Origin of the sequence: Cedecea davisae (assembly GCF_044095835.1) — a bacterium.
Lineage (GTDB): Bacteria > Pseudomonadota > Gammaproteobacteria > Enterobacterales > Enterobacteriaceae > Cedecea > Cedecea davisae.
In genome coordinates this window covers 4544618-4558662 of sequence record NZ_CP172054.1, presented here as the reverse complement: position 1 = coordinate 4558662, position 14045 = coordinate 4544618, and the positions used below count along the sequence as shown (strand labels likewise).

Genomic DNA, 14045 nt, shown 5'->3' with positions numbered 1-14045 from the left:
GCTAACGCCGGGCATCACAGAGTGCTAACTCCGACGGGAGCAAATCCGTGAAAGACTTATTAAAGTTTCTGAAAGCGCAAACTAAAACCGAAGAGTTTGATGCGATCAAAATTGCTCTGGCTTCGCCAGACATGATCCGTTCATGGTCTTTCGGTGAAGTTAAAAAGCCGGAAACCATTAACTACCGTACGTTCAAACCTGAGCGTGACGGCCTGTTCTGCGCCCGTATTTTTGGGCCAGTAAAAGACTACGAGTGCCTGTGCGGTAAGTACAAGCGCCTGAAACACCGTGGTGTTATTTGTGAGAAGTGTGGCGTAGAAGTTACCCAGACTAAAGTTCGTCGTGAGCGTATGGGTCACATCGAACTGGCATCTCCAACTGCCCACATTTGGTTCCTGAAATCTCTGCCATCCCGTATCGGCCTGCTGCTGGATATGCCGCTGCGTGATATCGAACGCGTACTGTACTTCGAATCCTATGTGGTTATCGAAGGCGGGATGACCAACCTCGAGCGTCGTCAGATCCTGACTGAAGAGCAGTATCTGGACGCGCTGGAAGAGTTCGGTGACGAGTTCGACGCGAAGATGGGTGCGGAAGCTATTCAGGCCCTGCTGAAAAGCATGGATCTGGAGCAAGAGTGTGAAACTCTGCGTGAAGAGCTGAACGAAACCAACTCTGAAACCAAGCGTAAAAAGCTGACCAAGCGTATCAAGCTGCTGGAAGCGTTCGTTCAGTCTGGTAACAAGCCAGAGTGGATGATCCTGACCGTTCTGCCGGTTCTGCCGCCAGACCTGCGTCCGCTGGTTCCGCTGGATGGTGGTCGTTTCGCGACTTCAGATCTGAACGATCTGTACCGTCGTGTTATCAACCGTAACAACCGTCTGAAGCGTCTGCTGGATCTGGCTGCGCCAGATATCATCGTACGCAACGAAAAACGTATGCTGCAGGAAGCGGTAGATGCCTTGCTGGACAACGGCCGTCGCGGTCGTGCCATCACCGGCTCTAACAAACGTCCTCTGAAATCTTTGGCCGATATGATCAAAGGTAAGCAGGGTCGTTTCCGTCAGAACCTGCTGGGTAAACGTGTTGACTACTCCGGTCGTTCTGTAATCACCGTAGGTCCATACCTGCGTCTGCATCAGTGCGGTCTGCCTAAGAAAATGGCGCTGGAGCTGTTCAAACCGTTTATCTACGGCAAGCTGGAACTGCGTGGTCTCGCGACCACCATCAAAGCTGCTAAGAAAATGGTTGAGCGCGAAGAAGCTGTCGTTTGGGATATCCTGGACGAAGTTATCCGCGAACACCCGGTACTGCTGAACCGTGCACCAACCCTGCACCGTTTGGGTATCCAGGCATTTGAACCTGTTCTGATCGAAGGTAAAGCTATCCAGCTGCACCCGCTGGTTTGTGCGGCATATAACGCCGACTTCGATGGTGACCAGATGGCAGTACACGTTCCGCTGACGCTTGAAGCTCAGCTGGAAGCGCGTGCGCTGATGATGTCTACCAACAACATCCTGTCACCAGCGAACGGCGAGCCAATCATCGTTCCTTCTCAGGACGTTGTATTGGGTCTGTACTACATGACCCGTGACTGTGTTAACGCCAAAGGCGAAGGCATGGTGCTGACTGGCCCGAAAGAAGCTGAGCGTATTTATCGCGCTGGCCTGGCCTCTCTGCATGCGCGCGTTAAAGTGCGTATCACCGAATACGAAAAAGATGCTCAGGGCACATTCGTTGCGAAAACCAGCCTTATCGACACCACCGTTGGTCGTGCGATTCTCTGGATGATCGTGCCGAAAGGCCTGCCTTTCTCCATCGTCAACCAGGCGCTGGGTAAAAAGGCAATCTCTAAGATGCTGAACACCTGTTACCGTATTCTGGGCCTGAAACCGACCGTTATTTTTGCGGACCAGACGATGTACACCGGCTTTGCTTATGCAGCGCGTTCAGGTGCATCCGTTGGTATTGATGACATGGTCATCCCGGAGAAAAAATACGAAATCATCAGCGAAGCAGAAGCTGAAGTTGCTGAGATTCAGGAACAGTTCCAGTCCGGTCTGGTTACCGCTGGCGAACGTTACAACAAAGTTATCGATATTTGGGCAGCAGCGAACGACCGCGTATCCAAGGCGATGATGGACAACCTGCAAACTGAAACCGTTATTAACCGTAATGGCGAAGAAGAGCAGCAGGTTTCCTTCAACAGCATCTATATGATGGCCGACTCCGGTGCTCGTGGTTCCGCGGCGCAGATTCGTCAGCTGGCTGGTATGCGTGGTCTGATGGCTAAGCCAGATGGCTCCATCATCGAAACGCCAATCACCGCGAACTTCCGTGAAGGTCTGAACGTACTCCAGTACTTCATCTCTACTCACGGTGCTCGTAAAGGTCTGGCGGATACCGCACTGAAAACGGCTAACTCCGGTTACCTGACTCGTCGTCTGGTAGACGTTGCGCAGGACCTGGTTGTTACCGAAGACGACTGTGGCACCCTGGAAGGCATCACGATGACTCCGGTTATCGAAGGTGGCGACGTTAAAGAACCTCTGCGTGACCGCGTTCTGGGTCGTGTAACGGCAGAAGACATTCTGAAGCCGGGTACTGCGGATATTCTGGTTCCACGCAACACTCTGCTGCACGAGCAGTGGTGTGACCTGCTGGAAGCTAACTCTGTTGACAGCGTAAAAGTTCGTTCCGTAGTAGGTTGCGAAACTGACTTTGGCGTATGTGCGCACTGCTATGGTCGTGACCTGGCTCGTGGCCACATCATCAACAAAGGTGAAGCTATCGGGGTTATCGCGGCACAGTCCATCGGTGAACCTGGTACACAGCTGACGATGCGTACGTTCCACATCGGTGGTGCGGCATCTCGTTCTGCTGCTGAGTCCAGCATTCAGGTTAAGAACAAAGGTAGCATCAAGCTCAGCAATGCGAAGTCGGTTGTTAACTCTACCGGCAAGCTGGTTGTGACTTCTCGTAACACCGAGCTGAAGCTGATCGACGAATTCGGTCGTACCAAAGAGAGCTATAAAGTGCCTTACGGTGCTGTTATGGCCAAGGGTGATGGCGAGCAGGTTGCTGGCGGTGAAACCGTTGCAAACTGGGATCCACACACCATGCCGGTTATCTCCGAAGTCAGTGGTTTCATCCGCTTTACTGACATGATTGACGGCCAGACCATTACCCGTCAGACCGATGAATTAACCGGCCTGTCATCCCTGGTTGTTCTGGATTCTGCAGAACGTACCGCGGGCGGTAAAGACCTGCGTCCGGCGCTGAAAATTGTTGATGCACAGGGCAACGACGTTCTGATCCCAGGCACCGATATGCCTGCTCAGTACTTCCTGCCGGGCAAAGCAATTGTACAGCTGGAAGATGGGATCCAGATCAGTGCGGGTGACGCGCTGGCACGTATTCCTCAGGAATCCAGCGGTACCAAGGATATCACCGGTGGTCTGCCGCGCGTTGCTGACCTGTTCGAAGCGCGTCGTCCGAAAGAGCCTGCTATCCTGGCTGAAATCAGCGGTATCATTTCGTTTGGTAAAGAAACTAAAGGCAAACGCCGTCTGGTTATCTCCCCAATCGACGGCAGCGATGCTTACGAAGAGATGATTCCGAAATGGCGTCAGCTGAACGTGTTCGAAGGTGAACGCGTAGAACGTGGTGACGTGGTTTCCGATGGTCCAGAGTCTCCGCACGACATTCTGCGTCTGCGTGGCGTGTATGCTGTAACTCGTTACATCACCAACGAAGTGCAGGACGTTTACCGTCTGCAAGGCGTTAAGATTAACGATAAACACATCGAAGTCATCGTGCGTCAGATGCTGCGTAAAGCAACCATCGTTAACGCCGGCAGCTCCGACTTCCTGGAAGGCGAGCAGGCTGAATACTCTCGCATCAAGATCGCTAACCGCGAAATTGAAGCGAACGGTAAGATCAACGTGACCTTTGCACGCGATCTGCTGGGTATCACCAAAGCCTCTCTGGCAACCGAGTCCTTCATCTCCGCGGCATCGTTCCAGGAGACTACTCGAGTGCTGACCGAAGCAGCCGTTGCGGGTAAACGTGACGAACTGCGCGGCCTGAAAGAGAACGTTATCGTGGGTCGTCTGATCCCGGCCGGTACCGGTTATGCGTACCACCAGGATCGTATGCGCCGTCGCGCAGCGGGTGAAGTTCCTGCTGCACCGCAGGTCACTGCTGAAGATGCAACTGCCAGCCTGGCAGAGCTGCTGAACGCAGGAAACCTCGGCGGTAACGACGAGTAATCGTGCGAAACGCCTGAAATAAAAAACCCGCCTCGGCGGGTTTTTTTTCGTCTGTATAAATGAAAAATTATTTAATCAGCGGCAGACGACGATAAAGCTCAATCATGTCACCGGCAAGGTCCTGAATAACCATCGCATTCATCAGGTGATCCTGAGAGTGAACGGTAATCAGGTTTACCGGCAGCTTGCCGGTGCCTTCATCCAGACCGATAAGCTGGGTCTGTATTTTATGAGCGTGTTTCACGAATTCGTGTGACTCTTCCATCGCCTTTTCGGCACCGTCAAAATCACCTTTACGTGCCAGCTGCAAAGCAGTCAGGGCTTGGCTACGCGCGCTGCCGGCGTTAACCAGCAGTTCCATAATAATCGACTCTAAATCTTCCACATCTTACTCCATCATTTTCAGGGCTTTCTCAAGCACCACGTCGCCCTTCATCAGGCCGTAATCCATCATGTCGATAACGACGACTTTCTTACCCAGAGGATCGGCGATGGCCTGCAACTTGGCCTGCTCGTATTTTACCTGCGGACCGAGCAATACGATGTCAGCGCGCTCGATGTTCTCTTTAAACTCGGCAACGGGAACGGCCTTAATAGCGACCTCGATGCCTTTCTTTTGTGCGGCATCCACCATACGTTGAACCAGGATGCTGGTAGACATACCAGCAGCACAACACAACACGATATTTTTCATATTCCGCTCTCAATGTCCGAAGGATACAGTGATATTTATCCGTCGAGGGGGGCGGCAACAACCGCTTTAACCTGATTGTGTGTCAGGTATCACAAAAGAAACTGCAGAAAACTGAAACCGGTTACATTTTTGCTTTTCCCTGAGGAATCAAGACGACGAGCGGGGAGGCGGAGCGGCGCAGAGAAGAGGAAGGTGACGCTCCGGTCAGGTGTTCATTCCGACCGGAGGACACTATTTTATCGACCGGAGGTCAGCAATCATCCTCCTGCCTTCTTTCGGAAAGGGCCGTAAATAATCGTCGCCCTTGCGGTGTGTTACATCAGGGTTGTGTGCCTCTCCCCAAAAACCTGTCCCAGTCTTTCCATACCGGCTGTAGGCCTGAATCACGAAGCGCGGCCGCAACTTCCTGCGGCGTTCGGCCATCATGCGGGGAAAACTGCTCCAGCTCAGGATGGTTGTCGGCATAGCCGCCGGGCTGCGTCTTCGAAAATGCGCTGACATTGTTAATCGCCAGCGGAATAACGTGGTCGCGAAACCATGGCGATTCGCGCGTTGAAAGCGACAGCTCCACGTCCGGAGCCAGCAGGCGGAAGGCGCAAATCACCTGAACCAGCTGCTGCTCGGTCATGATGGATGCCGGTTCCACGCCGCCGGTACACGGGCGCAAACGCGGGAAGGAGATGGAATAGCGGGTTTGCCAGTAACGCTGCTGGAGCCACAGCAAATGCTCCGCCACCATAAAGCAGTCGGTTCGCCAGCTATCCGACAGCCCAATAAGCGCTCCCAGCCCTATCTTGTCTATCCCGGCGCGGCCCAGCCGGTCAGGCGTTTCCAGCCGCCAGAAGAAATCTTGTTTATTGCCGCGCAGGTGATGTTGCGCGTAGGTCGCGGGGTGATAGGTTTCCTGATACACCATCACGCCGTCCAGACCGAGCGTTTTCAGTTCGGCATACTCGTGCTCGTCCAGCGGCTGGACTTCCATTTGCAGCGAACTGAACCTGCTGCGGATTGCGGGAAGGTGCTGGCGGAAATAGTTCATCCCAACTTTGGTTTGATGCTCACCCGTGACCAGCAGCAGGTGCTCAAAACCCAGCGCCCGAATAGCCGCACATTCGCGCTCAATCTCCGCCTCGTCGAGCGTTTTACGCTTGAGCTTGTTGCTCATGGAAAAGCCGCAATAAGTACAGTCGTTGGCGCAGAGATTGGAAAGATAAAGCGGAACATAGAAGCTAACGGTGTTACCAAAACGCTGGCGGGTAAGCTGCTGTGCCCGCCGGGCCAGCGGTTCAAGATAGCGGCTGGCGGCCGGAGAGAGCAGGGCCATAAGATTATCCTGCGTCAGGCGTGGGGCGGCCAGCGCCCGCTCTACATCCGCAGAAGTTTTGCTGTTGATACGCAGATTGATGTCATCCCAGTCGAGCTGCCGCCAGCGATCGCTAAAAGTTTCCGTCATTAGCCGTTGTCCTCGCTGAATTGCAGGAAGCTGGTCAGCGGGCTGGATGCCTGCGCCTGCTGGTGGCGCGGGCCTAAGCCTGCCCCGGCGGCAAAGCTTCCTGCTTCCACGGCCAGGCGGAAGGCATTTGCCATCTGCACCGGATCGCGCGCAACGGCTATCGCCGTATTGACCAGTACCGCAGAAGCCCCCATTTCCAGCGCTTCTGCGGCGTGGCTTGGCGCACCAATTCCGGCATCCACAACTACCGGCACTCTGGCCTGCTCGATGATTATTTCCAGCAGGGCACGAGTTTGTAGCCCCTGATTCGAACCGATGGGTGCCCCAAGAGGCATCACCGCCGCGCAGCCAACCTCTTCCAGACGTTTACACAAAACCGGATCTGCGCCGCAGTAAGGCAGCACCACAAAACCCTGTTTGACCAGCGCTTCGGCCGCCTTTAGCGTCTCGATAGGGTCGGGAAGCAGGTAGCGTACGTCAGGATGGATCTCAAGCTTCACCCAGTGGGTGCCCAGCGCCTCGCGAGCAAGTTTAGCTGCAAATATGGCCTCTTCTGCCGTTTTTGCTCCGGAGGTATTAGGCAGCAGCTGAATACCCGCCTCCAGAAGCGGCTGCAGGATTTCATCGCTGCGGGTGCGCAGGTCAACGCGTTTCATCGCCATAGTGACAAGCTGGGAGCCGGAAGCTTGGATCGCCGCGATCATCAGCTGACTGGAGGCGAATTTTCCGGTGCCGGTGAACAGGCGGGAAGAAAAGGTTTTATCGGCAATTTTTAACATATCAGCCTCCGGCAATCGCCTGAAACAGCAAAATAGAGTCGCCCTCACGCAGCAAATGGTCGCTCCATTGCTCACGCGGCACGATAATGTGGTTCACCGCCAGCGCGACGCCCGTTTTACCCTGCTCAAGCTGAGCGAGCAGGGCGGCGAGCGTCAGGCCAGCGGCACATTCCAGAGGTTCATCATTAAATTGAATGCGCATTTCGCCCTCCGCAAACCGGGCAATTTGCCGACTTCTGCATCTTCAGCGTCTGCCAGCCGTGCTGGCGGGCGTCAAACAGGCGCAATAAGCCGGTAGCCGGAGCCATGCCGGTAAGTAATTTGATTGCTTCCAGCGCCTGGAGTGTTCCCATCACGCCAACGACCGGACCTATAATTCCGGCGTTACGGCAGTTGAGTTCCGGCTCGCTTTCATCCGGCCAGACGCAGCGGTAGCAGCCATGCTCCCAGGGCGGGGCGAGAACCATCATTTGGCCGCTAAAACCGACCGCGCTGGCGGTAACGAGCGGCGTACCGGTTGCCACGCAGGCTGCGTTCACCGCCTGGCGGGTGGGCATATTGTCGCTACAGTCCAGCACCACATCGGCTTCATTTACCGCGTTATGCAGCGTTTCGCCGGTTAATCTCTCCTGCAAGGGCACAACTGTTACGCCCGGGTTCAGGCGCTGCAAATGCTGGTGGGCTACGGCAGACTTTGGCTGATTGATATCTTCGGAAGTAAACAGGATCTGGCGTTGCAGGTTGCTGATATGCACTTTGTCATCGTCCGCCACGGTCAGCGTGCCAACGCCCGCAGCGGCCAGGTACAGCGCCGCCGGAGAGCCCAGACCACCAAGCCCGATAAGCAAAACCCGGCTGGCGAGCAGTTTTTCCTGCCCTTTGATAGCCACATCCTCCAGCAGAAGCTGACGGCCGTAGCGCATAAAGTCCGCGTCATTCATCGCCGGTTCCCACCAGTTCAAGCAGCGTGGCGGTGGCGGCACGCCAGTCTGCGGCCTGAGTGATCGCGCTGACCACGGCAACGCTGCCGACGCCGGTCGCCAGAACGGCGGGTACTCTGTCAATGCTGATGCCGCCGATGGCGACGGTGGAATACTCGCCGAGCGTTTGAATATGCTCTGCCAGCTTAGTCAGACCCTGCGGAGAGGATGGCATCTGTTTAGTTTGCGTCGGGAAAACGTGGCCGAGTGCGATGTAGGAAGGACTGGCGCTCAGAGCGCGATCCATTTCCATATTGTCGTGCGTGGAAAGACCAAGACGTAATCCGGCCTCGCTAATGGCGACGAGGTTGGCTACGTCCATATCTTCCTGGCCGAGATGGACACCGTAAGCGCCGTGTTTAATGGCAAGCTTCCAGTAGTCGTTAATAAATAAGCGAGCGTTATAGCGTTTGCCGAGGGCTATGGCCGCGGCAACATCCGCTTCAACCTCTTCATCTCGCTTGTCTTTTATTCGCAGCTGGAGGGTGCGTACACCGGCGTCTAACAGACGCTCAATCCACTCAACGCTATCAACAACCGGGTACAGGCCGAGCCTCTTTGAGGTGGCGGGATAGGGTTTTATCGTAGCAAGGGCGCGCGATTCGCGGCGACCAGAATTTTTCTCAGATGCAGACATAGCGCATTCCAGTATTTATCAGGAAGTGGCTTGCCGGGAGGACGGAGGGAGTACTGGATGTGGGCCGCCCGAACCGGGGGTACCCAAAATCAGAATTACTCTTGTTCCCTTCGCAGGTTTTAACCTGATCAGGTTCCGCGGATCCCGAATTAACGGTCTCAGCCGGTGCATAACACACTCGGCACTCCGACAAGAATGCTTCCCGCCTTGCGGCGGGGAAGTTGTAAATTACTCGTTAATAGCTAACAACTCAAGCGGGACTTGCCACCCCGGCAGGATCGCTGGCGCTGCTATCCAGATTGTTATCGATAGCCAGTAAAACCAGCCTGTCTTCCAGCGAGAAGCGAGATTCCAGGCATTCGCCTATCTCGGAAAGCGCCTGCTGAAACTCGACCCAGCTGTCGCGGTCGATGGCGTTTTCGAGGTGCGAATCATAAAGATCCATGATCTGCTGGGTATTGGCTTCCAGCTGGGGGTAAAGTTGGGCGGCGCTCAGCAGCGGGCTGCTCCCTTCCAGGTTGCTGATAATTCGCTCGTAAATACTAAAATGACCGGAAGAGAGGTAATCCACCAGGCCATGGCAGAAATTATCTAACGCTTTTTCGTCGAGCGCGGTGTGCGATTCCTTGTTAGGCTTGATCCCGACCATGTTGTAATAGGCAACCAACAGGTGTTTACGGGCCTGGAGCCAATGGTCAACTAACTCATTACTACCACCAACGCGCTCAGTCAGATTGGCTAACTGGTTAAGCATGATCGAGACTCCGTGAGTTAAAAGATTGAACGCAAACTAACCCAAAATGTATTAACTAATTGTTTATATCAGTGAACTCGGGGATGTGCACCAGGTTATGGAACGTGTTATTCAAAACTTAGATCATGGTTGGTGGATAGTCAGCCATGAGCAAAAAATATGGCTGCCACAAGGTGATTTACCTCACGGTAACGCCGCCGAGTTCCAGCTTATTGGCGCCAGCGGCAGGTTGATTGGCGAATGGGAAGGCGAGCCGGTCTGGCTGGTGCGTGAAAATCGCCGGGCAGATATGGGTTCTTTACGGCAATTACTGGACCAGGATGTCGGTCTTTTCCAGCTTGCCGGGCGCGGCGTTCAGCTAACGGAATTCTTCCGTTCGCACAAGTTTTGCGGCTACTGTGGCCATGAAATGCACCCCAGCAAAAGCGAATGGGCCATGCTTTGCGGCCACTGCCGCGAGCGTTATTACCCGCAAATTGCGCCATGCATCATCGTGGCCATCCGCCGAGATGATCATATCTTGCTGGCGCAACACACCCGGCATAGAGGCGGCGTGTATACCGTTCTGGCCGGGTTTGTCGAGGTAGGAGAAACGCTGGAGCAGGCCGTCGCCCGGGAAGTGATGGAAGAGAGCAGTATCCAGGTGAAAAACCTGAAGTATGTCACTTCTCAGCCCTGGCCTTTCCCGCAGTCGCTGATGACCGCTTTTACGGCGGACTACCACAGCGGTGAGATAAAAATCGATCCGAAGGAGCTGCTGGATGCGGGCTGGTATCGCTACGACCAGCTGCCTTTGCTTCCGCCGCCGGGAACCGTTGCGCGCCGATTGATTGAAGATACCGTCGCCCTGTGTCGGGCAGAGTATGAGTGATAAACTGCCCGCATACAGCCAAAGGAAATTCTAAAAATGACTGAACTGAAGAACGATCGTTACCTGCGCGCCCTGCAGCGCCTGCCCGTTGATATTACCCCGGTGTGGATGATGCGCCAGGCGGGCCGCTATTTGCCGGAATATAAGGCAACCCGCGCCCAGGCCGGCGATTTTATGTCGCTGTGCAAAAATGCGGAACTGGCCTGCGAAGTCACATTGCAACCTCTGCGCCGCTATGCGCTGGACGCCGCGATCCTCTTCTCCGATATCCTGACTATTCCTGACGCGATGGGGCTTGGGCTCTACTTTGAAGCCGGTGAAGGCCCGCGCTTCAGTTCGCCGATTAAGAACATGGCCGACATTCAAAAGTTGCCGATCCCCGATCCGGAAGGCGAACTGGGCTACGTGATGAACGCGGTGCGGACTATCCGCCGCGAGCTGAAGGGCGAAGTCCCGCTGATTGGCTTCTCCGGCAGCCCGTGGACGCTGGCGACCTATATGGTTGAAGGTGGCAGCAGCAAAGCCTTTACCGTGATTAAAAAGATGATGTTTGCGGATCCGAAAGCGCTGCATCTGCTGCTGGACAAGCTGGCTCAGAGCGTGACGCTCTACCTGAATGCGCAAATCCGTGCGGGTGCGCAGTCGGTGATGATTTTCGATACATGGGGCGGGGCGCTCAGCGGGCGTGACTATAAAGAGTTCTCGCTTTACTACATGCATAAAATTGTCGACGGCCTGCTGCGTGAAAACGAAGGCCGCCGCGTGCCGGTGACTTTGTTCACCAAAGGCGGCGGGCAGTGGCTGGAGGCGATGGCGGAAACCGGCTGTGATGCCCTGGGCCTGGACTGGACCACGGACATCGCCGACGCTCGCCGTCGCGTAGGCCACAAAGTGGCTCTGCAGGGTAATATGGACCCGTCGATGCTTTACGCTCAGCCGGCGCGTATCGAAGAAGAAGTTGCTACCATTCTGGCCGGTTTCGGGCAGGGAGAAGGCCACGTCTTCAACCTTGGGCACGGCATTCATCAGGATGTGCCGCCTGAACATGCTGGCGTCTTCGTTGAAGCCGTACACCGCCTATCAGCGCAATATCACCGTTCCTGACGGGGAGGGAAGAGATGGATCTCGCCGCATTACGAGAGCAGCAGCTTGAACTGGCCTCAAAGGTCATCCGCGAGGACGAGCTTGAACAGTCTCCTCCGGGGCTGATAGCCGGGGCCGATGTTGGCTTTGAGCAGGGCGGGGAAGTGACCCGGGCCGCTATTGTTTTGCTGAAATATCCCTCCCTCGAGCTGGTTGAGCACCGGGTGGCCCGCATTGCCACCACCATGCCCTATATTCCCGGCTTTTTGTCTTTCCGCGAATATCCGGCGCTGCTGGAGGCGTGGGGAATGCTGTCTCAGAAACCGGATCTGGTATTCGTCGATGGCCACGGCATTTCTCATCCTCGCCGCCTTGGCGTCGCCAGTCATTTTGGCCTGCTGGTGGATGTTCCTACTATCGGCGTGGCCAAAAAGCGGCTGTGCGGCAAGTTTGAGCCGCTCAGCGACGAGCCGGGTGCCTGCGCGCCGCTGATGGATAAAGGCGAGCAGCTGGCGTGGGTCTGGCGCAGCAAAAAACGCTGTAATCCGTTATTTATCTCTACCGGGCATCGCGTTAGCCTGGATAGCGCTCTGTTTTGGGTACAGCGCTGTATGGCGGGTTATCGCCTGCCGGAGCCTACCCGCTGGGCCGATGCCGTTGCCTCCGGACGCCCGGCCTTTAAGCGCCTGCAAGCAATTGGCAGGTGATTCAGGTAAACTGCCGCTAATTTTCCGTCTTTGAGACATCGTCATGTTACAGAACCCAATTCATTTACGCCTGGAGAAGCTGGAAAGCTGGCAGCACGTCACTTTTATGGCTTCTTTGTGCGAGCGTATGTATCCGAACTACGCCATGTTTTGCCAGCAAACTGGCTTTGGCGATGCCCAGCTGTATCGCAAAATTCTTGACCTGATTTGGGAAACCCAAACGGTAAAAGATGCCAAAGTAAACTTTGATAGCCAGCTTGAGAAACTTGAAGAGGCAATTCCCGCCGCTGACGACTATGATATTTACGGTGTCTATCCGGCGATTGACGCCTGCGTGGCGCTGAGTGAACTGATTCACTCTCGTCTCTCAGGCGAAACGCTGGAGCATGCGATCGAAGTCAGTAAATGTTCAATCACTTCGGTGGCGATGCTGGAAATGACTCAGGCTGGTCGTGAAATGACCGATGAGGAGTTGAGAGCAAACCCGGCGGTAGAAGAAGAATGGGACATTCAGTGGGAGATTTTCCGGCTGCTGGCGGACTGCGAAGAACGCGATATTGAGCTCATCAAAGGGCTACGTGCCGACCTCCGTGAGGCGGGTATCAGCAATATCGGTATAAATTTGCAGCAATAAGACAGTAAAACGTGACATACAGTCTGATTTGTCCTCCCTGGAGGCTTCCAATTAACCCCCCGTCTGGTCTACATTTGTGGGGCGAATAAAAGTGGCTATCGGTGCGTGTATGCAGGAGAGTGCTTTTCAGCCATTTCCGTCGCACTCGATGCTTAGCAAGCGATAAACACATTGTAAGGATAACTTATGAACAAGACTCAACTGATTGATGTAATTGCTGACAAGGCTGACCTGTCTAAAGCACAGGCTAAAGCTGCTCTGGAATCCACTCTGGCTGCAATTACTGAGTCTCTGAAAGAAGGTGATGCTGTACAACTGGTTGGTTTCGGTACCTTCAAGGTGAACCACCGTGCTGAGCGCACAGGCCGCAACCCACAGACCGGTAAAGAAATCAAAATCGCTGCTGCTAACGTGCCGGCATTTGTTTCTGGTAAAGCACTGAAAGACGCGGTTAAGTAAGTTAACGCGTGTCGGTGAACAGTTTTAACAGAGGGGCGTTTACGCCCCTTTTGTCCGTCTGGCGTCCGCTGCTGGCGCTGGTGGGTGTCGTGGTGCTTACCGCATGCAGCAGTAACAAACTCCCTCCCTTTACCGCGACTGGTTATGTAGCTGACCAGGGCGTGGTGCGCATCTGGCGCAAAGATAATGCCGATGAATCCACCCATATGCTTACGGCGTTTAGCCCGTGGCAGCACGGCGCAACCACCACCGGCGAATACCGCTGGCAGGGCGACAAACTTATCTTTATCGAGCTGAATATTCAGGGCAAGCAGCCGGAGCATGTCAAAGTTCGCTTTGATGACCGCGGCGAGCTGAGCTTTATGCAGCAAGAAGTGAATAACCAGAAGCAGCAGCTCTCAAACGACCAAATCGCGCTCTATCAGTACAACGCGGACAGGATAAGAGCGACCAGCGAAGCTTTGCGCATTGGCCATGTGGTTTTGCGACAGGGGCGTTGGCATCGGAACGGCACGGTAACCACCTGCGAAGGTGAAACTCTTAGCCCTAAACTCGACGCCGCCTCGCTCAGCCATATTGAGCGTCGGCAGAATAACTCCTCGCTTGAGGTCAGCATTGCATGGCTGGAAGCGCCGGAAGGCTCACAGCTGTTGCTGGTGGCGAACCAGGACTTCTGTAGCTGGCAGCCCAAACCCGGCGATTTCTGAGTTAAAAAAACCGCCT

General features: G+C 54.9%; 15 protein-coding genes and 1 riboswitch. Of the genes, 7 read left to right on the top strand and 8 right to left on the bottom strand.

The features are described 5' to 3' along the window. The first annotated feature begins 47 nt into the window (after positions 1-47). The gene (gene rpoC / locus ACG1VR_RS21770) at positions 48-4271 is read left to right on the top strand and encodes a DNA-directed RNA polymerase subunit beta' (protein ID WP_016517383.1); all 4224 of its coding nucleotides are present in this window, start codon (positions 48-50) and stop codon (positions 4269-4271) included. A 67-nt stretch (positions 4272-4338) separates the two neighbouring features. On the opposite strand, the gene ACG1VR_RS21765 is transcribed toward rpoC, so the two are convergent. The 8 genes from ACG1VR_RS21765 to ACG1VR_RS21730 form a co-directional block, all read right to left on the bottom strand. After that, positions 4339-4656, bottom strand: a complete 318-nt coding sequence (locus ACG1VR_RS21765; protein ID WP_016517384.1) for a PTS lactose/cellobiose transporter subunit IIA — start codon at positions 4654-4656, stop codon at positions 4339-4341. A gap of 3 nt (positions 4657-4659) precedes the next feature. Next, a complete protein-coding gene (locus ACG1VR_RS21760; protein WP_016517385.1) occupies positions 4660-4965 on the bottom strand; it encodes a PTS sugar transporter subunit IIB in 306 nt (101 codons plus the stop codon). A gap of 319 nt (positions 4966-5284) precedes the next feature. Then, a complete protein-coding gene (thiH, locus tag ACG1VR_RS21755) occupies positions 5285-6418 on the bottom strand; it encodes a 2-iminoacetate synthase ThiH (protein WP_395489782.1) in 1134 nt (377 codons plus the stop codon). After that, positions 6418-7197 carry a thiazole synthase gene (gene thiG / locus ACG1VR_RS21750; RefSeq protein WP_016517387.1) on the bottom strand — a complete coding sequence of 260 codons (780 nt, stop codon included), beginning with the start codon at positions 7195-7197 and terminating at the stop codon, positions 6418-6420. The genes thiH and thiG overlap by 1 nt, the downstream gene beginning before the upstream one ends. A 1-nt stretch (position 7198) precedes the next feature. Then, entirely contained in the window at positions 7199-7399 is a 201-nt protein-coding gene (gene thiS / locus ACG1VR_RS21745) for a sulfur carrier protein ThiS (protein ID WP_016517388.1), read from the bottom strand. Then, on the bottom strand, positions 7383-8138 hold the full coding sequence (locus tag ACG1VR_RS21740; RefSeq protein WP_016517389.1) for a HesA/MoeB/ThiF family protein: 756 nt from the start codon (positions 8136-8138) through the stop codon (positions 7383-7385). The genes thiS and ACG1VR_RS21740 overlap by 17 nt, the downstream gene beginning before the upstream one ends. Continuing rightward, complete coding sequence (thiE, locus tag ACG1VR_RS21735) at positions 8131-8814, bottom strand: thiamine phosphate synthase (protein WP_016517390.1); 684 nt, start codon at positions 8812-8814, stop codon at positions 8131-8133. The genes ACG1VR_RS21740 and thiE overlap by 8 nt, the downstream gene beginning before the upstream one ends. Before the next feature lie 88 nt (positions 8815-8902). Beyond that, positions 8903-9013: riboswitch (TPP riboswitch) on the bottom strand. Positions 9014-9064: 51 nt separating this feature from the next. Further along, the gene (locus tag ACG1VR_RS21730) at positions 9065-9568 is read right to left on the bottom strand and encodes an Rsd/AlgQ family anti-sigma factor (protein WP_016517391.1); all 504 of its coding nucleotides are present in this window, start codon (positions 9566-9568) and stop codon (positions 9065-9067) included. Positions 9569-9665: 97 nt separating this feature from the next. On the opposite strand from ACG1VR_RS21730, the gene nudC reads away from it, so the two are divergent. From nudC to ACG1VR_RS21700, 6 genes are all read left to right on the top strand, one after another. After that, entirely contained in the window at positions 9666-10439 is a 774-nt protein-coding gene (gene nudC, locus ACG1VR_RS21725; protein ID WP_216374765.1) for an NAD(+) diphosphatase, read from the top strand. Between the two features lie 36 nt (positions 10440-10475). Further along, complete coding sequence (gene hemE / locus ACG1VR_RS21720) at positions 10476-11543, top strand: uroporphyrinogen decarboxylase (protein ID WP_016517393.1); 1068 nt, start codon at positions 10476-10478, stop codon at positions 11541-11543. A 14-nt stretch (positions 11544-11557) separates the two neighbouring features. Further along, on the top strand, positions 11558-12229 hold the full coding sequence (gene nfi, locus ACG1VR_RS21715) for a deoxyribonuclease V (protein WP_016517394.1): 672 nt from the start codon (positions 11558-11560) through the stop codon (positions 12227-12229). Between the two features lie 43 nt (positions 12230-12272). Next, a complete protein-coding gene (locus tag ACG1VR_RS21710) occupies positions 12273-12863 on the top strand; it encodes a YjaG family protein (RefSeq protein WP_016517395.1) in 591 nt (196 codons plus the stop codon). A 186-nt stretch (positions 12864-13049) separates the two neighbouring features. Further along, on the top strand, positions 13050-13322 hold the full coding sequence (gene hupA / locus ACG1VR_RS21705) for a nucleoid-associated protein HU-alpha (RefSeq protein ID WP_002884342.1): 273 nt from the start codon (positions 13050-13052) through the stop codon (positions 13320-13322). A 14-nt stretch (positions 13323-13336) separates the two neighbouring features. Then, positions 13337-14029 (top strand): DUF1481 domain-containing protein, encoded by a 693-nt coding sequence (locus tag ACG1VR_RS21700; RefSeq protein ID WP_395489781.1) that lies wholly within the window; start codon positions 13337-13339, stop codon positions 14027-14029. Positions 14030-14045 lie beyond the last annotated feature (16 nt).